The 17,971-nt window shown below is 41.3% G+C and carries 20 protein-coding genes; 12 read left to right on the forward strand and 8 right to left on the reverse strand.

All coding sequences use genetic code 11. The features are described 5' to 3' along the window. Positions 1–221 precede the first annotated feature (221 nt). The 4 genes from ACTWP7_RS13885 (at position 222) to ACTWP7_RS13900 (ending at position 2,222) form a co-directional block, all read left to right on the forward strand. On the forward strand, positions 222–827 hold the full coding sequence (locus ACTWP7_RS13885) for a metal-dependent hydrolase (RefSeq protein ID WP_443123704.1): 606 nt from the start codon (positions 222–224) through the stop codon (positions 825–827). 187 nt (positions 828–1,014) lie between these two features. After that, complete coding sequence (locus ACTWP7_RS13890; protein WP_443123705.1) at positions 1,015–1,470, forward strand: hypothetical protein; 456 nt, start codon at positions 1,015–1,017, stop codon at positions 1,468–1,470. A 32-nt stretch (positions 1,471–1,502) separates the two neighbouring features. Further along, positions 1,503–2,030, forward strand: a complete 528-nt coding sequence (locus ACTWP7_RS13895) for an AimR family lysis-lysogeny pheromone receptor (RefSeq protein WP_443123706.1) — start codon at positions 1,503–1,505, stop codon at positions 2,028–2,030. A 21-nt stretch (positions 2,031–2,051) separates the two neighbouring features. After that, positions 2,052–2,222, forward strand: coding sequence for a hypothetical protein (locus ACTWP7_RS13900; RefSeq protein ID WP_443123707.1), 171 nt, complete (start codon positions 2,052–2,054; stop codon positions 2,220–2,222). Between the two features lie 57 nt (positions 2,223–2,279). Here ACTWP7_RS13900 and ACTWP7_RS13905 read toward each other — a convergent pair whose 3' ends face one another. Further along, positions 2,280–3,791 (reverse strand): BCCT family transporter, encoded by a 1,512-nt coding sequence (locus tag ACTWP7_RS13905; protein WP_443123708.1) that lies wholly within the window; start codon positions 3,789–3,791, stop codon positions 2,280–2,282. Between the two features lie 132 nt (positions 3,792–3,923). After that, positions 3,924–4,484, reverse strand: coding sequence for a GNAT family N-acetyltransferase (locus ACTWP7_RS13910; RefSeq protein ID WP_443123709.1), 561 nt, complete (start codon positions 4,482–4,484; stop codon positions 3,924–3,926). Positions 4,485–4,596: 112 nt separating this feature from the next. On the opposite strand from ACTWP7_RS13910, the gene ACTWP7_RS13915 reads away from it, so the two are divergent. The 6 genes from ACTWP7_RS13915 (at position 4,597) to ACTWP7_RS13940 (ending at position 10,758) form a co-directional block, all read left to right on the forward strand. Continuing rightward, complete coding sequence (locus ACTWP7_RS13915) at positions 4,597–5,166, forward strand: nucleotidyltransferase domain-containing protein (RefSeq protein WP_443123710.1); 570 nt, start codon at positions 4,597–4,599, stop codon at positions 5,164–5,166. A gap of 76 nt (positions 5,167–5,242) precedes the next feature. After that, positions 5,243–6,565 (forward strand): DUF2254 domain-containing protein, encoded by a 1,323-nt coding sequence (locus ACTWP7_RS13920; protein WP_443123711.1) that lies wholly within the window; start codon positions 5,243–5,245, stop codon positions 6,563–6,565. A 159-nt stretch (positions 6,566–6,724) separates the two neighbouring features. Beyond that, positions 6,725–8,245, forward strand: coding sequence for a glycine betaine uptake BCCT transporter (locus tag ACTWP7_RS13925; RefSeq protein ID WP_443123712.1), 1,521 nt, complete (start codon positions 6,725–6,727; stop codon positions 8,243–8,245). A gap of 163 nt (positions 8,246–8,408) precedes the next feature. After that, entirely contained in the window at positions 8,409–9,224 is an 816-nt protein-coding gene (locus tag ACTWP7_RS13930; RefSeq protein ID WP_014641635.1) for a DUF368 domain-containing protein, read from the forward strand. Positions 9,225–9,262: 38 nt separating this feature from the next. Beyond that, positions 9,263–9,616: a thioredoxin family protein gene (locus tag ACTWP7_RS13935; RefSeq protein ID WP_443123713.1), complete on the forward strand. Its 354-nt coding sequence runs from the start codon at positions 9,263–9,265 to the stop codon at positions 9,614–9,616. Between the two features lie 59 nt (positions 9,617–9,675). Next, positions 9,676–10,758 (forward strand): FAD-dependent oxidoreductase, encoded by a 1,083-nt coding sequence (locus ACTWP7_RS13940; protein ID WP_443123714.1) that lies wholly within the window; start codon positions 9,676–9,678, stop codon positions 10,756–10,758. Positions 10,759–10,786: 28 nt separating this feature from the next. On the opposite strand, the gene ACTWP7_RS13945 is transcribed toward ACTWP7_RS13940, so the two are convergent. From ACTWP7_RS13945 to ACTWP7_RS13965, 5 genes are read right to left on the reverse strand one after another with little or no spacing between them, the layout of a single operon-like run. Then, entirely contained in the window at positions 10,787–11,431 is a 645-nt protein-coding gene (locus tag ACTWP7_RS13945) for a TVP38/TMEM64 family protein (protein ID WP_443123715.1), read from the reverse strand. Continuing rightward, positions 11,428–12,387, reverse strand: coding sequence for an ABC transporter ATP-binding protein (locus ACTWP7_RS13950; RefSeq protein WP_443123716.1), 960 nt, complete (start codon positions 12,385–12,387; stop codon positions 11,428–11,430). The genes ACTWP7_RS13945 and ACTWP7_RS13950 overlap by 4 nt, the downstream gene beginning before the upstream one ends. Then, positions 12,384–13,184, reverse strand: coding sequence for an ABC transporter permease (locus tag ACTWP7_RS13955; RefSeq protein ID WP_443123717.1), 801 nt, complete (start codon positions 13,182–13,184; stop codon positions 12,384–12,386). The genes ACTWP7_RS13950 and ACTWP7_RS13955 overlap by 4 nt, the downstream gene beginning before the upstream one ends. Further along, a complete protein-coding gene (locus ACTWP7_RS13960; protein WP_443123718.1) occupies positions 13,181–14,041 on the reverse strand; it encodes an ABC transporter permease in 861 nt (286 codons plus the stop codon). Before ACTWP7_RS13960 ends, ACTWP7_RS13955 begins: the two co-directional genes overlap by 4 nt. Beyond that, the gene (locus tag ACTWP7_RS13965; RefSeq protein ID WP_443123719.1) at positions 14,022–15,260 is read right to left on the reverse strand and encodes an ABC transporter substrate-binding protein; all 1,239 of its coding nucleotides are present in this window, start codon (positions 15,258–15,260) and stop codon (positions 14,022–14,024) included. The genes ACTWP7_RS13960 and ACTWP7_RS13965 overlap by 20 nt, the downstream gene beginning before the upstream one ends. A gap of 166 nt (positions 15,261–15,426) precedes the next feature. Here ACTWP7_RS13965 and ACTWP7_RS13970 point away from each other — a divergent pair, with 166 nt between their 5' ends. Continuing rightward, on the forward strand, positions 15,427–16,017 hold the full coding sequence (locus ACTWP7_RS13970; RefSeq protein ID WP_443123720.1) for a class I SAM-dependent methyltransferase: 591 nt from the start codon (positions 15,427–15,429) through the stop codon (positions 16,015–16,017). Positions 16,018–16,509: 492 nt separating this feature from the next. Continuing rightward, a complete protein-coding gene (locus tag ACTWP7_RS13975; protein ID WP_443123721.1) occupies positions 16,510–16,764 on the forward strand; it encodes a DUF2164 domain-containing protein in 255 nt (84 codons plus the stop codon). 166 nt (positions 16,765–16,930) lie between these two features. Here the strand turns inward: ACTWP7_RS13975 and ACTWP7_RS13980 are convergent, their stop codons facing one another. Further along, positions 16,931–17,929: an LLM class flavin-dependent oxidoreductase gene (locus ACTWP7_RS13980; RefSeq protein WP_443123722.1), complete on the reverse strand. Its 999-nt coding sequence runs from the start codon at positions 17,927–17,929 to the stop codon at positions 16,931–16,933. Positions 17,930–17,971 lie beyond the last annotated feature (42 nt).

Genomic DNA, 17,971 nt, shown 5'->3' on the forward strand with positions numbered 1-17,971 from the left:
GGGAGACTCCTGTGGGATAAACATGATCGGTGAGACCCCGGAAAGCGTTAGCTTGAGGAGGCTCAGCAAATGCCCACGGAAAGCGAGTCGTTCCCCATAGGACCTATCTCTCACGAGATATCTCGAAATCAAGTCTTCCAGAAAAGGGAGCTTTACTTTAAAAGCAGCTAGGCGTTTTAATAGCCTATGAAAGAAAGATAGAAAGGACTTGAAACATCATGATGGCCACAGGACACCAAGTCGTTGGAATAACATTTGGAATAGGAGCTTTAACCTTAATTCCGCAGCTCGTCCCTCATGCTGATGAGCCATTTTCAGCGGTTTTTTTCTTAGGTTTTGTTTTATTTGGATCACTTTTACCCGATATCGATATGCCGAACTCGAAATTAGGACATAAGTTTTGGCGAGGGCTGCTTACTCTTTTCACTCTTGCATTTATAATTTACTTATTTGTGCCACGGTATCTTGATTTATACAGAGAGGAACTGAAAGTTTTTCTTATGCTTTTACTTCCTATTTTGCTCATGATTAGAAGTCACCGCAAAATGACCCATTCTTTATTATTCGTTGGAATGTTAATTGGATACAGCTGGTTTATTGAAGAGTGGCTGAACATACAATGGTTTTATTTATCAGGGCTGATTATTGGAGTTATTTCACATTTATTAGCTGATTACGTAACAAAGAGAGGGATTCCTCTTGTTTATCCTTTTTCAAGCAAACATATGCGTTTCTTTATTACGTTTAGAACAGGATCGGCAATAGAGAAAGCAGTAGTGTACAGTTTAGTATTATGGAATGTCTGGTATATAAACTTGATATTTTAATTGATACATTTCAGATATTCTTAATAAAAGATGAAAAATGATTGTTTTTTCTTAATAAATAGGAACCCAAAGGATACCTTCATTTAAATTTTACCTTAAATTTACAAAATAATCTGACAGATTGCTAGACTTTCCCAATCAAATACAATAAAATGGAAAATAGGTAATGTGAAAGGGATGAAGCTGGATGGTCAGTTATCAGGTTATTGAACCTAGTCCATTGCATCAATTACAAATAAACTATACCTCATCCTTATATGATATATATATCCCCTTATTAAAAAAACTGTCTAAACAAGAAGCCACATTTCAGGCAAGCCGGTACTGCTTGACTCATCCGCCTAAGTATTTAGAGGATCAAATCGCCTATCTTGAATTTCTTTATATGAATGATTTTCTTAGGGAGATGGACACCCTCCTTCAAAACAATAACTTAGACCCCCAGCTCATTTATTTATATAGGCTGCTATTAAACCGACTGAATAGCAAACCATCAAAAGCGCAATTACAGTCATTGCAAAAAGAAAAATTCCTCCATCCATCTCTTCACTGCTTACATCTTTTTACGATTATCTACTACTATTATGATTTAAAAGAATATACAGGACTTGATAAGTACCTGAACAAATTGATGAAGTTATAAGTACCGTTAACGAGCCGCTGACTCTTTACTATATGAGGATCAGGTATCATGAATTACTGTTCCAGCATTACTGGAAAACGAATAATCCGCTTCTTGCTAAGAAATATGCTTATAAAATTACCAATACAGAATTATCCCCGAAGAAAATCTGCCGGATATATCATAATTTGGCCCTATGCAATTTATATACAGACTATCGAACTTCCATGGAACAAGCTGTAAAGGCATATGAAGCTGCAGAAAAGTATAGCTTGAAACGGTGGGCCGCTATTATTAAAAACCATACGATTCCTTTCATTGCTGCCTACCATCTTCAAACAGAAAAAATGACAACGCCTGACCCCATAGAAACAGCTCATTTAGCCATAGCGGACAAAGAGTTTACTAAAGCGATAGCCATATTAAAAAATCTGGAAACATGGACTCCGTTTCAAGAGTGTTATATGGGAGCAGCGAGTAAGAATATTCGCCTGTTGGAAAATGCCCATCATCGATTTATTCATGAACTTGGAGATCAATTCTTTGCGCTTTTACCCAAACACTATTTAAAGCGTTTATAAAATAAGGGGAGGTAGAAGTAAATGAAAAGGCGTTTAACTGTAATTCTCTTAGGTTTAATGCTTGCCGCAGGGACATTTGGATCGGTACCCCTTGCATTTGATAATGAGAAAGGTCAAGAACCTGGAGAAAGCTCGGAAGTTACTCTGGCAAAATTCAAGGCTCATGACCCGGGAGATTTAGGTATGGGGTAAAGATGGTTTGAATAAAGACGAAAAAGCTGCCTCCTACGAAAGGGGGCAGCTTTTTCATTATCTGGCCTTGCGGTGCTGTTCAAATTTTTGCTGAGCAGGTTCTTCTTTTCTAATCATCTTCGTAAATGCATAGACAAAGAGTATGATCACTATGGTAAACGGTAAAGCAGAAACAAGGGATGCAGTCTGTAAGGCATTTAGCCCACCTGCTAACAGCAGAACTCCAGCAATTGCCGCCATTAGAACTCCCCAAACAATTTTAATAATAAGCGGAGGGGTTAAGCTTCCGTTAGTCGTCATACTAGCTAGAATGTACGTAGCAGAGTCTGCTGAGGTAATTAAAAATGTTGCAATTAATAAGATGGATAAAATAGATAGTACTCCCGTCATGGGCAGATGCTGGTAGGTTTCAAACAATGCTAAAGTTACGTCATTGTTAACCGCTTCAGCTATGTTTGTTCCGTTATTCAAATCGCTGTTTAAGGCTGTTCCTCCAAAAGTAGCAATCCATAAGCAGGCAATTAATGGTGGTACAATGAGCACTCCAAAGATAAATTCCCTGATGGATCTTCCTCTCGATACACGGGCTACGAAGGTTCCAACGAATGGAGACCAGGCAATGACCCATGCCCAGTAGAAGATTGTCCACTCTCTCAGCCAGTCCCCTCCACCGTCTTCATAAGGAGTGAGACGAAGGCTGTAGCCCACAAAGTTTGTAATATAATCTCCAAGTCCTAAGGTGAAGGTGTTAAGTATAAATACAGTAGGTCCTGCTATAAACACGAAAGCTAATAAAACCATACATAAACCGAGGTTCACATTACTAAGCCACTTAATTCCTTTATTTAATCCTGTACTGGAAGAGGCTAAATAAAGGACAAGAAGTACAGCGGTAATGGCAAGCTGGATCGTTGTGTTATTCGGCACATCGAATACGGCTTTTAAGCCACCGTTCATTTGCAGAATTCCAAGTCCAAGTGAGGTAGCGATCCCCATAACCGTGGCAATCACAGCAAGTGAGTCAATAAAGGTCTTAACGCCTTTGTTTTTACCCAGCACTGGTTCAAGGGCGGTAGAGATTAAACCGCTCTTATTCTGCCTGAACTGTAAGAATCCGATTAAGAGGCCGACAATGGCGAAAACAGACCATTGATTGATACCCCAATGAAAAAAGGAATATCCCATAGAAATCCGAGCTGCTTCTTCTGTCTGTGCATCAAGCGTATTAAATGGTGTTGTAAAAAAATGGCTCATTGGTTCTGCTACGCCCCAAAACACTAAGCCTGCTCCAAACCCTGCAGAGAAAAGCATGCCGATCCAAGTGAAGAACGGGTACTCTGGTTCGGAGTCCGGTGGGCCGATTTTAATTTTCCCGTACTTACTTAGGGCTAGCGCACCTAAGAAGATAACGAAACCAAATACAGAGATGAGGTAAAACCAACCGAAATTTTTCGTTGTAAAACCAAATAAAGTGGTGGCTACACTGCCAAACCCTTCAGGATTGACGGCACCTATGACTACTAATATGGCGATCACAGAGGCCGAAATAAAAAATACTGGATTTTTCATACTGACTCCTTTCTTGGAACTGATTTTGATAAATAGATGAGTCAATTAATTCAAATAATATTGATGAGTTTATTCCCTTAAAAATCCCAAAAAAAACATGTAATAGGAGATATGTACAATTGGCTGCTGCTTTTAACGGGTGTTGGATTCAAATTCGCTTTTCAATATACCCATAAGAATAGTGTCATAGTAGCTTCCTTGAACAAATTCATTTCTACGAAGCCTGCCCTCCCGCTGAAATCCAGTTTTTTCGTATAACCGGAGGGCTTGATGATTTCCGCTCCAGGTATCAAGCTGCACCCTTTCTAAGTTAAGGGTATAAAAAAGATGATTGAGCAAAGTGTAAATAATGTCTTTTCCATATCCCCGCCCCCAGTAATCTCGTTCACCAATTGTGAGCCCAATTTCTGCCGCTCTTGTGACGGGATTTAAATTTCGATAATCACATTTGCCAATAGGTTCTTGTGTTGCTTTTGAATAAACAATAAAAACAGTTCCATGTTCCCATAAATGGTGTGAATTCAAATTTTTTTCATATTGGGCTTGAAGAGCTTCCAGAGGGTTATTATTCTGGTTCGCTGATTCACTTCCTGAACTAAGAAAAGTAAGGGACTCATCATTGGCCCATGTGTGAAGATTCTCCATATCTTTTCGGGACACAGGCCACAAATCTACTAAACGTCCTTTTAACATATCCCACCTCCTATGCCTCATTATTCGACTAAATATTGGATTTGTCAAAAAACACTGAATTTTTATTTAGGATCTTTCTAGTCAATCATTCTAAGGTAAGGAGGTATTCTGATTGTTTGACTCATGTGTGCAAGTGAAGGAGTTTATGAAAGGCTATCAAGGTCACTGGTGGATCGCGGGTGGATGGGCAATTGACCTTCATATAGGCGAAGAAATAAGAGAACACGAAGATCTCGATATAGCTGTATTAAGGGACGAGCAGTTTTTGCTCCGATCACACTTTAAGAACTGGAAAATGGAGTATGTTAAAGAAAGTAGTGGAGTAAATTGGAAAGTGGGAGATTGGCTGGGAACCCCTATTCACGAGATTCATTCCACGAATCATTCTGGAGAACATATAGAGTTTTTATTAAATGATAGAAAAGGGGACTATTGGCACTTTAGGCGCAACAGAAACATTGGATTCCCGCTTAGTTACATGCATCTTCGGTCTGAGCAGGGATTACCTTATTTAAATCCGGAAATTGTCCTTCTTTACAAAGCAGAGTATACCAGTGAAAAGGATAACCAGGATTTTCACTATATATTTCCTCACTTAAATGAACGTCAAAAGGAATGGCTCAAGCAGAGTTTGATGCATCACCAGCCTGATCATGCTTGGTTAGAAAAATTATTATTTTAAAGGAAATCCTTAAGATTTTTCGTACTTAAATGATATGGTGGGGAAGTGAGTTAAACAGGAAGGGAGAAAGAAGTTAATGAACAGAGAGAAGATTTGGGTTAAAGTGCGAGACAGTTTCTGGTTTCTTCCAACTCTTTACAGCCTTATATCGATCATTTCAGTTATTCTAATAAGTTTTGTGGACTTATGGATCGTTCCGCAAGTTCAGGAAAGTATGCCGAAAATATTTTTAACCGAAAAAAGTGTGGCAACGACCCTGTATGGGTCGCTGATTACGTCGATATTGACGATGACAACCATTAGCTTTTCAACCATTATGGTGGTGCTGACTACTTATTCCACTCAGTTTTCGCCGCGTACTTTACAGGATTTTATGAAAAGCCGAGTGACCCAGCATGTCTTGGGTGTTTATTCGTTTGGATTTATCTTTGCTCTCGTCAATTTATTATTACTCGGGGGTACTCAGAAGAAAGGTCTGGTCAGTCCCTTTTTAACAGTAGTCGTATCCATCATTTGTTTAGGATTTTTCATCCTGTTTATTCACCATTCGTCCCGCTTTTTACAAGTGAACAATTTAATTGGTGATATCCGCCAAACCACTTCGAATGTTATTGCTAATACGTTCAAGGAAAAGAGTTATAATGAATCAACAGAGTGGGATGAAAAAGATTTGGAAAGTTTGAAACAGAATAGCCAAGGAGTCATTTTTGCCAATGAATCGGGTTATCTTCAAGGAATGCAGATGGGATTATTCATTCAGTGGGCTGTAAAAAATGATTTATTTATTGAAGCCAACACGTTAATTGGAGATTACATTCAGAAGGGGATGCCTTTATTTTATTATTGGAAAGAGGACTCTTCAGAAGAAATTAAACCGGAACAAGCCCTGCAGTATATAATAGTCGGAAATGAGAGGACAGATATACAGGACATTGAATTCTCGATTCAAAAACTCGTTGAAATTGCCGTAAAAGCAATCTCACCTAGTATTAATGATCCACATACAGCGGTTAACTGCATCAATCGAATAGGTTCGCTGCTGGCTGAATTAGGTTCAGTTTATGAGCCGATCCGCTATTATGCTGACGATAACAATAATCTTCGGCTGAAGATTGAGCCAAGGGAATTTCACGATTATCTGTATACCAGCTTCTACCAGATGCGCATCTATGGAAGCCACGATTTTTCTGTGATGAACGGAGTGATTGAGGCTCTCTATAAAATCTCTGTTGTTCATGATGAAAAGATTAAAGAAGATGTATGGAGATTTGGACGTTATATGATGAAAGCTGTCGATACAAAGAGTATGGACCAGCTGGATTTTGAATATTTTGATAAGCAGGCTCAGAAGTTAGCCTCAGCCTGTAATAAAACCGTTCAGTTCCCACGTCCATATTAGATATTCCAACCTTTCCGAGGCTATCGACATTTTTTACAGTTTTTAGACAAATTGTTTACAATTTTGAGGATGGGGTAACAGTTAATTAGTCCTCAATTACCATTTCCTCGCAATTATCTATTGATGTAAAAAAAGTTGAGCACCGGAAAGGAGAAAATGATGAAAAAAGTTACGTCGGTTTTTTGGATTACTCTAGCCATCGCCTTATTTTCAGTTATTTGGGGGGCTGTTGCTCCGGGAAATCTTGAAAGTATTACAGGTTCGATACAGTCGTTTATTTCTGTACACTTCGGCTGGTATTATCTATTAATCGTTACGGGTTTTGTCATTTTTTGTATTTATATGATCTTCAGTCCGTATGGTAAGATTAAACTGGGAAAACCTTCTGATAAGCCGGATTACAACTATGCTACATGGTTTGCGATGTTATTCAGTGCAGGTATGGGAATTGGGCTGGTTTTCTGGGGGGCTGCGGAACCAATTTACTTTTACGCAAAGAATGCTCCAACTGCAGAAACTGGCACACCTGCTGCTCTGAATGAGACTATGCAGTTCGTGTATTTTCACTGGGGAGTTCATGCCTGGGGAATCTATGCAATTGTTGCTTTAGTACTCGCCTACTTTAAATTCCGCCGGGGGGCACCTGCTCTCGTAAGTGCAACTTTAGAGCCGCTTTTTGGAGATAAGATGAAAGGTCCCTGGGGGAAAGCGGTTGACGTGGTTGCTGTGTTTGCAACAATTGTAGGTGTAGCTACCACTTTAGGATTCGGAGCAGCACAAATCAATGGAGGACTTACATTCCTAACGCCTATTAAAGACTCGTTTACTGTACAGCTGATTATTATTGGAATCGTAACTGTCTTGTTTATGATGTCGGCTTACACGGGTCTTAGTAAAGGGATCAAATATCTGAGTAATACTAATATGGTTTTAGCATTACTTCTTTTAGTGATGATGATGGTAATAGGTCCTACCTTGTTCATTATGAATATGTTTACAGATACGATTGGAGCTTATTTGCAGAACTTGCCTTCCATGAGTTTTAGATTAGCTCCAAATAGTGAAGAGAACCGTTCTTGGATTAACAGTTGGACCGTATTCTACTGGGCGTGGTGGATCGCCTGGTCTCCATTTGTCGGTATATTTATTGCCCGTGTGTCCAAAGGGCGTACAATTAGAGAGTTTCTATCCGGTGTCTTGTTAGTGCCATCCGTGATAGGATTTCTATGGTTCTCCGCCTTTGGTTCTTCTGCCATTAAAGTTCAGCAGGGTGGTGAAACGGACTTATCTGAACTAGTTACGGAACAGACGCTCTTTGGTGCTTTCGATAACTATCCTTTAGGGTTGATAATGTCCATTATTGCCATGATTCTAATTGGAACTTTCTTTATTACCTCTGCCGATTCAGCGACGTTCGTATTAGGTATGCAGACTACGAATGGCTCGTTAACGCCACCGACCATGGTTAAATTCGCCTGGGGGATTATCCAGTCTTCCATGGCAGCCGTGTTATTGTATTCTGGCGGCTTACAAGCCTTGCAAAATGCTCTCATTTCGGCAGCATTTCCATTCTCGTTTATTATGATTCTCATGGTTGTATCACTTTACAAAGCACTGCGTGCTGATAAAGCTGCTCTAGAGAAAGAACATAGAGATTCTGAGGAAAAAACCTCTGCATAGAATAGGGGGTAAAGGGGCCGGGGCAAATCCGGTCCTTTATTTATGCAAGAAGAATGATTGATTGAAGGCAATTTTTAGGATACATTAAAAAAGGATCTTAAAATCATAGACAAGTACGATAGAATAAGTGACACTTGGAATTGATTAAAAAGGAGTATTGAACATGTGGGAATGGAGAAATATTTACCGTGGTATGCTTATGGGAGCAAGTGACGTTGTCCCGGGCGTGAGCGGTGGTACAATTGCGGTAGTCCTCGGTATCTATGATCGTCTAATTGAAGCGATCAATGGTTTCTTTACAAAGGAATGGAAAAAACATCTTAAATTCTTACTGCCGTTAGGAATAGGGGTTGTTACGTCTATTCTGCTGTTGGCAAGATTAATAGAGTGGTTGTTTGAACATTACCCTGGTCCCACTCAGTTTTTTTTCCTGGGATTGATTATAGGGGTGCTTCCTTACTTAACACATAAAGCGGATGTGAAGCATAAATTTAAAGCGAACCATTATCTCATTTTACTCATTGGCGCAGTACTCGTGGCTTCAATGGCATTTTTTCAGACGAATGAAACGGAACCTATGCAGAACTTAACGTTTTCCACTTATATTCTTCTGTTCTTTTCGGGCTGGATTGCGAGCAGTGCCATGATCCTGCCAGGGATCAGCGGGTCTTTCATACTGCTGATTATTGGGGTTTACTCTACAGTAGTCGGTGGAGTATCAGATTTGAAATTTGATATTATAGCAGTGGTCGGATTAGGAATTCTATTTGGTATTGTCGTTATGAGTAAGATTGTTAAATTCTTTTTGGAGAATTATACTTCAGGGACCTTTGCCCTAATCATTGGTTTAGTTATTGGGTCAGTATTTGTTATTTTCCCTGGTGTACCGGGAAGCGCAGCATTATGGTTGGTAAGTGCCCTGGCGTTCATTGGAGGTCTTGTGGTTGCATGGCTTCTGGGCCGTGTGGAATATAAATAAGCAAATCATAAGACAAAAGCATTCTTACCGATTATCATATGGATAAGAATCTGTTTAAAAGGAGCATGATGAACATGGAATCAATTCATACGATTGAGAAATTTAACGAAACAATTGAGAGTGAGCAACCGGTTATTATTAAGTTCCAGGCAGACTGGTGCCCGGACTGCCGTCGAATGGATATGTTTATCGGAGAAGTTTTAGAGGAATATAATCAGTATCGTTGGTACGACGTTAATCGTGATGAAATTCCTGAAGTTGCAGATAAGTATGAGGTTATGGGTATTCCAAGTTTATTGATTTTTAAACAAGGTGAAAAAATAGCGCATTTGCATAGTGCGAACGCAAAAACCCCTGAAGAAGTAGAAGAGTTTTTGCAGACAAGTCTCTAAAGTAAACGTCCACATGGTCCATTCCATGTGGACGTTTTGTATAAAGGGGGGAACCTATATTGTCAAAACGATTGTTATTAGTAGGAGCAGGACATGCTCATCTAGAGGTGATCCGAAGGCTGAAAAGCGAAGCATGGGTAAATGTTGAAGTGTGTCTCATTTCTTCCTCGAGGTATCAATATTACTCTGGAATGTTTTCCGGATTCACAGAAGGGCTGTACTCACTTGAAGATACACGAGTTTCATTGGAAAAGACTACGAGAGAAGCACGTATTCATTTCATTGAAAAAACCGTGGTCAGTTTGCGACCTAAACAGAAAAAAGTAATTTGCCATGATGGTTCCGTCTATCCGTTTGATGTTGTTAGTTTTGATATTGGCTCCCAAAGTTTACCCAAGGCTTTTGAACATACGGTGGCACGCACCATCAAGCCTAATTATGAATTCATTTCTCAAATTGAAGAAATTCGTAATACAACTCATCCTTTAATTGTAGGGGGAGGAGCTGCGGGAACGGAACTTGCTCTTTCGATCCAAACTTATAAAGAGAAAAACCAAATTCCGGGACAAGTTAAGCTGGTAACTGCTGAGAAGGTCATGAATGGATTTCCCAAAATAGTTTCCACCCGGCTTAAATCATTACTTATTAAAAAAGGGGTGCAAGTGTGGGAGGATGAAAGTGTAGAGGAGATTCATGATCATTACATTGTAACGAACTCCGGAAATAAGATTCGGCATACTAGTGTCCTTTGGCTGGGCGGAGCTTCAGCCGAGCCTATCTTTAAACGGTCTGGAGTCGAAGTAGATGAGAAAGGATTTGCACTGGTTAGGGACACCCTGCAGTTTCAAGAGTATGATTATATTTTTGGATCAGGCGACTGCGTAACCTTGGCTGCGTATCCTGACCTTCAGAAAAGCGGTGTCTATGCTGTTAAACAAGGCCCCGTGTTATGGAACAATTTAAGCCAATTCTTGTCTGGTCAACCGCTCCAGGAGTATGATCCTCAAAAAAATGCCCTCTATATCTTATCAACAGGAAAACAGCAAGGATTTATGGTCTATGGTCCGCTGAGTCATCACAGCCGGCAGGCTTGGAAGTTAAAAAATAAAATAGACAGAGATTTTATGGCTAAATATAAATAAGCGCCTCCATAAAGGAGACGCTTATTTACTATATTTTCAGCCAGCTTCTCACTTTATTCCGGAATAGAAAAGTCAGGGCAAAGATCAGAGCAAATACAGTCAAGGCGATGAAAATCAATTGGCGGTCTCCACTCGCGAGACTAGTACCAACTAAGCTGTAAGCAAACGTTCCAGGAAGCATGCCGAAAATGGTAGCAATGATAAAGGATCGCAGCTTTACGCGGGTAACGCCTGCCAAGTAACTTAAGATGTCAAATCCTACAATAGGGATGAGCCTTAAAACGAACACATACAAGAAACCCCGTTCCTTCATTCGGTAATATATCTTTTCAGACCATTTGGATTCTTGGAATTTCAAAACCGAATCTCCAAAGAACCGTCCCATTACGTAACCAGTAATACCAGCCGCAGTAGCTCCTATCACAATATATAACATACCTGGCCATAAACCATACGCAAAAGCAGCAGCTAGCGAGAGAATGGATGTTGGAAACACCACAATCGGACCTATCGCGTATAAACCCATAAACAGAAGCGGTCCATAAAAACCGAAAGACAGGATGAAGCTGCGAATACTATCCGCTGTAACATCAAATTGCTGCCGTATAAACCAGGCAATAACAAGAAATACGATGACAAACACGAGGGCCCGTATGAGGCTTTTCCACTTCATAAGTATGAGCCTCCAAACGTTCGGATACTCGATTCTTTAATGTATAGAATGACTTCTTCACTGGATACATGTTCCTTGAGAGGAAGAGAAACCTTATGATCCAAGCCCTCTAAAAATATATGACCGACCGCCTGACCGTTCTGGAAGGTAATGTGCTGCAGGATCCCATCATAGGAGCGTACGTCTTGTTCATTAAAAGGATCGAGAGAGCATTCCTTTAGTGGAACATAGTGTTGTTCATCAATGATCAAATGACCTCCTAAAAAATCGGCAACAAATGAATTAGCAGGGTGCTTATGAATCACTTCGGCCTTGTCAATTTGCTGGAACGTTCCTTCATGAAAGAGCGCTAGCCGGTCCCCCATAATCATCGCTTCCTCGGTATCGTGAGTTACGAAGACTCCTGTTATGGATTGATCAACTAAAAAGTCTCTCACCCAATATCTGATCTGATGACGCAGCTTAGGATCAAGACTGCTGAAAGGTTCATCAAATAAAATGATTTCCGGCTCTGTGGCCATAGCTCGGGCTAAAGCCACCCGTTGCTGCTGGCCCCCGGAAATTTCAGATGGGAAGTAATTTTTGAAGCGATCTAACCCAGTTGATTTAAGCAATTCAGAAATTTTGTTGTTATTCTTTTTGCCCGCCAGCTTTGCTCCATAAGCGATATTTTCCTGAACAGTCATATGCGGAAATAACAAAGGCTGTTGAAAGACAAGGCTGATGTCTCGTCGATTAGCTTTTTGAAAAGTGATCTCTTTCCCATACATATGAATGCTCCCTTGAGATGGAGATTCCAAACCAGCCAGTATGCGCAGCAACGTTGTCTTTCCACTTCCTGATGGTCCTACTATGCTTAGAATTTCTCCTTTTTTTAGTTGAAAGGCTAGGTCAGACAGGATGAAATCTTGATTAAATTGTTTACTGAGATGCTGAACGTCCAATGTGTGGCTCATCTTGTATTCCTCCAGGGCTTTCTAGAATAGGGAAGAAGGAGAATTAAACCTTCTACAATGATGTACATAGCAAGTGGAATCATAGCAAACCAGACAGCAAAAGCAGCCATTACCGATGTATTAGCTGTATCAAGGAATGGAAAGAAAATCATGGGCAGGGTAACGATCCTGCCACCTCCGATAATAGATGTAATCGCATATTGACTTAAACTGATAACGATTGTTAAAAATGTGACACTGCGAATTGCAGGTTTCATTAAAGGAAGTTCTATAGTGAACAATTGCTGCAGTGGTGCGGCTCCAAGAACGATGGGTTGTTCCAGCATACGATTCCCAAGTTGAGCGTACGAATTGTGAAAAATACGTATGCTGTATGGAATGGTAGGAACCAGGTGGATAAGAATTACGCCGAAGACTGTATCAGCCAACCCTGCTTGAATCATGAACAAGTGAAGCCCCATAGCAACCGCAAGCACAGGAATTAAAACAGGAGACAGAAAGAAGGCTTCCAGAAGCGGTTTTCCTTTAAAGGAAAGTGTAGACAGCGCTTTTCCTGCAGCGATTCCCACTGCTATATTCAGAATAAGAACCCCGGCTCCGACAACAATCGACCAGAGAGTAGCTTCAAGAAGGTTAGCTGCTGACCATAGCACCTGAAAACTTTCCAGTTGAAAATGAAACGATTCTCCAGACTGGAAACGCCAGGGAGAACTGATACTCTGTAAAAGAAGCAGTAGGACAGGCATTATAAATAATAAGAGAGCTAATATAAAAAAGGTAAGTTTCTTTAGATTCATACAGATCGTCCTCTCATAGCTCGCCAGCGCTTTTTCTGAAGGATAGAGAACCCAGCAGCGGAAAAAGCAAGAATGAGTAGACTCAGACTGACCATCGCCGCAAAAGACATGGGACGATCTTCCCATCCGCTTCCATAAAACCATTCATAGCTGAGTACAGATATCATCTCTGGAAAGGTCGTTCCCATTAAAGCTGGAACTTCATAGGCAGAAATTGTAAAAGAGAAAACAATCAATGCAGTTTCGATTAATACTGGGAAAATAGCAGGCCATTCGATTGCTGTGAAATGTCTGTACTTACTCCCGCCAAGGGTTTTCACTAGGTCGTAGTATTCTGGTTTAATGGAGCCGTAAACTGGCAGGAGCATAAGAATCACAAAAGGGACTTCCTTCCATACATACGTAACGATAATACCAATCCCTTGCGGATCCCTCGTCCATATGGGGAATGCGCTGCTGTCCGGGATCACTCCTGCTTCTACAAGTAATTGGGCAGCAAGCCCGGTTTCTGATAGCAGAAGGATAATCATGTAGCCCCAAACAAAGTGAGGGAACAGCATCGGAAGCCACACGAGTAGACGTGGGACGTGATGTTCCAAGTAGGGATAAAAGGACCGGGTGATTAGGACTCCGATGATTAAGGATATAATCGTTGCGATCAAGGTTGTTCGGATACTGAACCAAATGGAAGAAAGGAAGCGGCTGGATTCCAATAAATTACTGTAATATTCAAACGTCCATCCGGCTCCTCCCGACAAACTCTGAACAATGGCCGCAAAAAAACCATATAAAGGAAGAATAAGAAACAAAAAGGCCGGTATTAACAGATAGACGGATTTATTGCTGAACAACTTCATTAAACCACTGATCCTTAATCCATTCTACATAACTCGCTTCTGATTCTGGAAGGAAGCTTTCCTCAAGCTTTTCCTGGCTTGGTACGCTCTTCCCTCGTTCTACGGATTCAAATTTTTCGCGCATATTTTCGGATAGCTTACCCAGACTGATGGGAGTATTCTCTCCCCAATAATCCGGCTGTAACTTAGCCAACTGTGCTTCTGGAGAAAGCATGAAATTGATAACGGTTAGAGCTCCTTCAGGTTCAGGGCTGTTAAAGGGAATTGAAAGGAAGTGTGTATTTCCGATAGAACCGGGCTCCATAATGAAGGATCGGGTGGTTTCGGGAAAGACTCCTTCCTCTATAAGTGATTCTGCACGAGCTTCGTTGTACCCCATCGTCATCCATACTTCCCCCTGGCTGTATAATCGGTCCAGCTCAGTTAAGGTGTTCGGATAGTGCTCACCCTTCCTCCATAGGTCGGACTCCATCTCTTCTAAATAACGCCAGGTTTGGTCAGCTGTTGCTGCTATCCTTTCTTCATCTAGAGATTGTTCATAAATCGCAGAAGGGTTCTCAGCTTTCGCGTATAATACATGTCGCAGAAAAGCGTTTCCTGTAAAGTCTTCCGCGTTTGGATAGGTGAATTTACCAGGGTTTTGCTCGAGCCAGCTTTTCAGCTCTTCAAATGATGAAGGAGGGGTTTCGAGTTTGGATTGGTCGTAATGAAAAACAAACTGTACTTTCCCCCACGGAGCTTCCATTCCATCGGTCGATGTACCGAAGTCCGTCTGAAAAGCAGGATCATCGGTATCGTAATATTCTTGAAAGTTAGGAAGTTCATTTACGAAAGAGCCTGCAAGTAGATCGTTTTCTTTAGCATTTTTAAAATTTTCACCGTTCAGCCAAATGATATCAATGGTCCCTTCCGACTTACCAGCCTGCTTTTCGGTTTGCAGCTTTTGCAGGATTTCACCCGTATCCATAGGAACGCGCTCCAGCTCAATATTATAATTTTCTTCTAGACGAGGTGCGGCCCATTCATCAATGTACTGGTTGATGCCTTCATCGCCGCCCCACATAAACAAGCGCACGGTTGTACCATCTGCAGCACTTTCTATATCTGACCAGGGATTTTCTGTCACTTCAGATAATGCAGTTTCGTCTGATGATGTATTTCCGCATGCGGCTAATAGCGCAGTTAGAATGATACTGAATAGAAGCCATCTTTTTCTCATTGGAATCCCCCTTATCTCCTACACCCTACATTATTTTATAAAAGGTTTCTGTAATCTATCATACAAACAAATCCATCTTAAGGAAACTAAATAACTTATAGATAGCGCATAGGATAGCGGAAGGGAGGGAAAAGAGAGAAGAGAATATGATAAGAGGTGAAATAGAATGCTTTATAAACAGTTTGCAAAACCGGAAGGCTCGATTGGTAAAATAACCGGATGGTTTATGGTTAAGGAAAATGAGAGAAGAAATGAGTGGACGCTGTCTTTCCTGGATATCCAAAAGAATGACAAGGTATTGGAAGTGGGATTCGGTCCAGCGGATGCTCTGAAAAAGATAGCGGGGAAAGAGGGAATTACCTTATACGGAATTGACCCGTCGGAGTCAATGGTGGAAACAGCACTTCGCAGGTTGAAAAAGGAGAAGGCAGCTGAACAGATATGTATGATGCAGGGGGAGGCTCAAATGTTGGAAGACTTTTATCAGCCCCTTGATAAAATCTATTCCATTAACAACATTTCATTTTGGGAGACGCCTGTAAAGACGTTAAATCATCTGCATTCCTTATTGCGGCCTGGAGGAAGAATAGCCTTAACCCTTTCCCCACACGGCCGTGGGACTAGTGATGAGACGACTGAAGTTATGGGAGGACAGCTTCGCGCACTGCTAGAAGAATCAGGGTTTAATCAAATTGAGGTATTTATTAAGCCGACATTTCCGAATGATACCGTCTGCGCCCTCGGAATGAAGAAATAGTATAGTAGGAGATAGTTTGACTTCTGAAAACCGTAATATACAAACGTTCTCTACTGCTTATTTTCATTAAAGGGTATGGTAAGCTTTAATTAGGAGGATTTGTTAAATGATATGGTTGACATTTAACGAGAGGCTTATTACGCAATAGGATCGTTTAGTTGAAGACTCAGCTTCGAGATTTTTTAGGAGAAGAAAGGTCCTGCGGGGGATGATTCGCTTTCCGCGGCCCTGCACGACGCAGGGGCGATCGACCCCACGTCGTGTAAGGCCATAGGAAAGTGTTCAAATGTGGAATCACCCCGATAGACACGAACGGCTTATGTCTCGAGTGTCTGGTTGATGGAACAAGACGAGTTAGTTCCCCACCAGCCCTTGTCCATCTAACGTAAAGGACATATTTATCTCGAAACTGAGTCTTCCAGTAATGGGAGCTTTACCTTTAAATTAATACGAAAGTATTAACAGAACCAATTAGAAAGGGGACTGATTCGAATGCTTCCATCTTTAAAAAAGGAAGAGAAAGACTACGTGATTGCCAAAGTGCAGGAGTATTTTGAACTTGAAAGAGGCGAGGAGATCGGTGATCTGGCAGCTGACCAGCTGCTACAATTAATGATCGAAGAGCTGGGTCCCTTCTTATATAACAGAGGGATTCAAGATGCACGTCAGATGGTTGAGCAAAAAGTGATGAATTTAGATGAAGATTTGTTGTCCTTAACGAGGTCGGCGGGTCGTCCTAAGCGCTAGCTACATAATGAAACCTCCGTCTTCATCAGGACGTAGGTTTTCTCCTTCATAAAGTTAAAACACTTTACAGGGAGGGTTAAAATACGAAAAACCAAAACAGGAAAGAAAAGAGAGAAAGTAAAAAACACAAGAACTTGATATGAGATACAAGTTCCTGTGTTTACATTCACTTTTTATGAAGTTGAAAAGCTTCAGCTAAAAGTTCGTAAGAGCGGAGTCGTTCCTCAAAAGGAGAAACGATCGTATTAATAATAATTTCGTTAACTTGATAGTTCTCTGCCAACTCCTCAATCTCTTGCTTTACTCGGTCAGGAGAACCGACAATCATTCGGCTGCGATTATCTTGTATTCTTTCCTGCTCAAAAAAAGTAAAAGAATGTTGCAGGGCCTCGTCAGGTGTAGGGAAACCAGATCTTCTCGCACCCTGCTCAATCTGTAATAAAGCGAGATCGAGACTGGAAGCTAAATACTCGGCATGTTCATCTGTCTCTGCACATACGACGAAAATCGAGACATTCGCGTCCGGAGCGCTTTGCTGCATGGAAGGGGAAAAGTATTTTTTGTAACGATCTACGACTCTTGTCCCTCCATGGCCATTAATAAAATGGGCAAAAGAATATGAAGCGCCTAAATCTGCAGCCAGCCGGGCGCTTGTCCCACTGGACCCGAGCATCCAGATTGGAGGAGAGGTTTCTCCTTTAGGAGTAGCATAGACGTTCATTCCTTGGGGATCCTGCCCATGCAAGTATGCCATCAATTCTTCTATTTGAGCCGGGTACCCTTCAATATCAGGGGAGCTGCCCCGGTTTAGAGCTAAGTTTACGTTTGGCATGCCGCCCGGGGCACGTCCTACTCCAAGGTCAATTCTGTTCGGGTGTAAGGTTTCCAGCACACGAAAGGATTCAGCAACTTTATAGGCGCTATAATGAGGAAGGAGCACACCGCCTGTCCCTATGCGTATACGTTCGGTACGAGCTGCTAAGTGGGCAGCTAAAATAGCGGGTGAGGACCCTGCCAGGCTTTCCGTACTGTGGTGTTCAGCTACCCAGAAACGGTGGAAACCTAATCGGTCTGTCCATTCTGCCAGTTTTGTTGTTTGCTTTAGTGCATCTTGAGAAGTCATCCCGGATAAAATGGGGGATTGATCTAATACACTTAGTTTCATCTATAGGTCCACCTTTACTTTAAATTATCATGTATATCGTGC

The organism is Halobacillus sp. B29 (genome assembly GCF_052246755.1).
Classification (GTDB): domain Bacteria; phylum Bacillota; class Bacilli; order Bacillales; family Halobacillaceae; genus Halobacillus; species Halobacillus halophilus.

Bases quoted from the DNA above. Each gene is read 5' to 3' on its own strand.
- ACTWP7_RS13930 (WP_014641635.1), top strand. From the start codon at position 8,409: ATGTGGGAATGGAGAAATATTTACCGTGGTATGCTTATGGGAGCAAGT.
- ACTWP7_RS13980 (WP_443123722.1), bottom strand. From the start codon at position 17,929: ATGAAACTAAGTGTATTAGATCAATCCCCCATTTTATCCGGGATGACT.
- ACTWP7_RS13910 (WP_443123709.1), bottom strand. From the start codon at position 4,484: ATGTTAAAAGGACGTTTAGTAGATTTGTGGCCTGTGTCCCGAAAAGAT.
- ACTWP7_RS13900 (WP_443123707.1), top strand. From the start codon at position 2,052: ATGAAAAGGCGTTTAACTGTAATTCTCTTAGGTTTAATGCTTGCCGCA.
- ACTWP7_RS13935 (WP_443123713.1), top strand. From the start codon at position 9,263: ATGGATAAGAATCTGTTTAAAAGGAGCATGATGAACATGGAATCAATT.
- ACTWP7_RS13970 (WP_443123720.1), top strand. From the start codon at position 15,427: ATGCTTTATAAACAGTTTGCAAAACCGGAAGGCTCGATTGGTAAAATA.
- ACTWP7_RS13920 (WP_443123711.1), top strand. From the start codon at position 5,243: ATGAACAGAGAGAAGATTTGGGTTAAAGTGCGAGACAGTTTCTGGTTT.
- ACTWP7_RS13955 (WP_443123717.1), bottom strand. From the start codon at position 13,184: ATGAATCTAAAGAAACTTACCTTTTTTATATTAGCTCTCTTATTATTT.
- ACTWP7_RS13960 (WP_443123718.1), bottom strand. From the start codon at position 14,041: ATGAAGTTGTTCAGCAATAAATCCGTCTATCTGTTAATACCGGCCTTT.
- ACTWP7_RS13965 (WP_443123719.1), bottom strand. From the start codon at position 15,260: ATGAGAAAAAGATGGCTTCTATTCAGTATCATTCTAACTGCGCTATTA.
- ACTWP7_RS13890 (WP_443123705.1), top strand. From the start codon at position 1,015: ATGGTCAGTTATCAGGTTATTGAACCTAGTCCATTGCATCAATTACAA.
- ACTWP7_RS13925 (WP_443123712.1), top strand. From the start codon at position 6,725: ATGAAAAAAGTTACGTCGGTTTTTTGGATTACTCTAGCCATCGCCTTA.
- ACTWP7_RS13895 (WP_443123706.1), top strand. From the start codon at position 1,503: ATGAGGATCAGGTATCATGAATTACTGTTCCAGCATTACTGGAAAACG.
- ACTWP7_RS13975 (WP_443123721.1), top strand. From the start codon at position 16,510: ATGCTTCCATCTTTAAAAAAGGAAGAGAAAGACTACGTGATTGCCAAA.
- ACTWP7_RS13945 (WP_443123715.1), bottom strand. From the start codon at position 11,431: ATGAAGTGGAAAAGCCTCATACGGGCCCTCGTGTTTGTCATCGTATTT.
- ACTWP7_RS13950 (WP_443123716.1), bottom strand. From the start codon at position 12,387: ATGAGCCACACATTGGACGTTCAGCATCTCAGTAAACAATTTAATCAA.
- ACTWP7_RS13885 (WP_443123704.1), top strand. From the start codon at position 222: ATGGCCACAGGACACCAAGTCGTTGGAATAACATTTGGAATAGGAGCT.
- ACTWP7_RS13905 (WP_443123708.1), bottom strand. From the start codon at position 3,791: ATGAAAAATCCAGTATTTTTTATTTCGGCCTCTGTGATCGCCATATTA.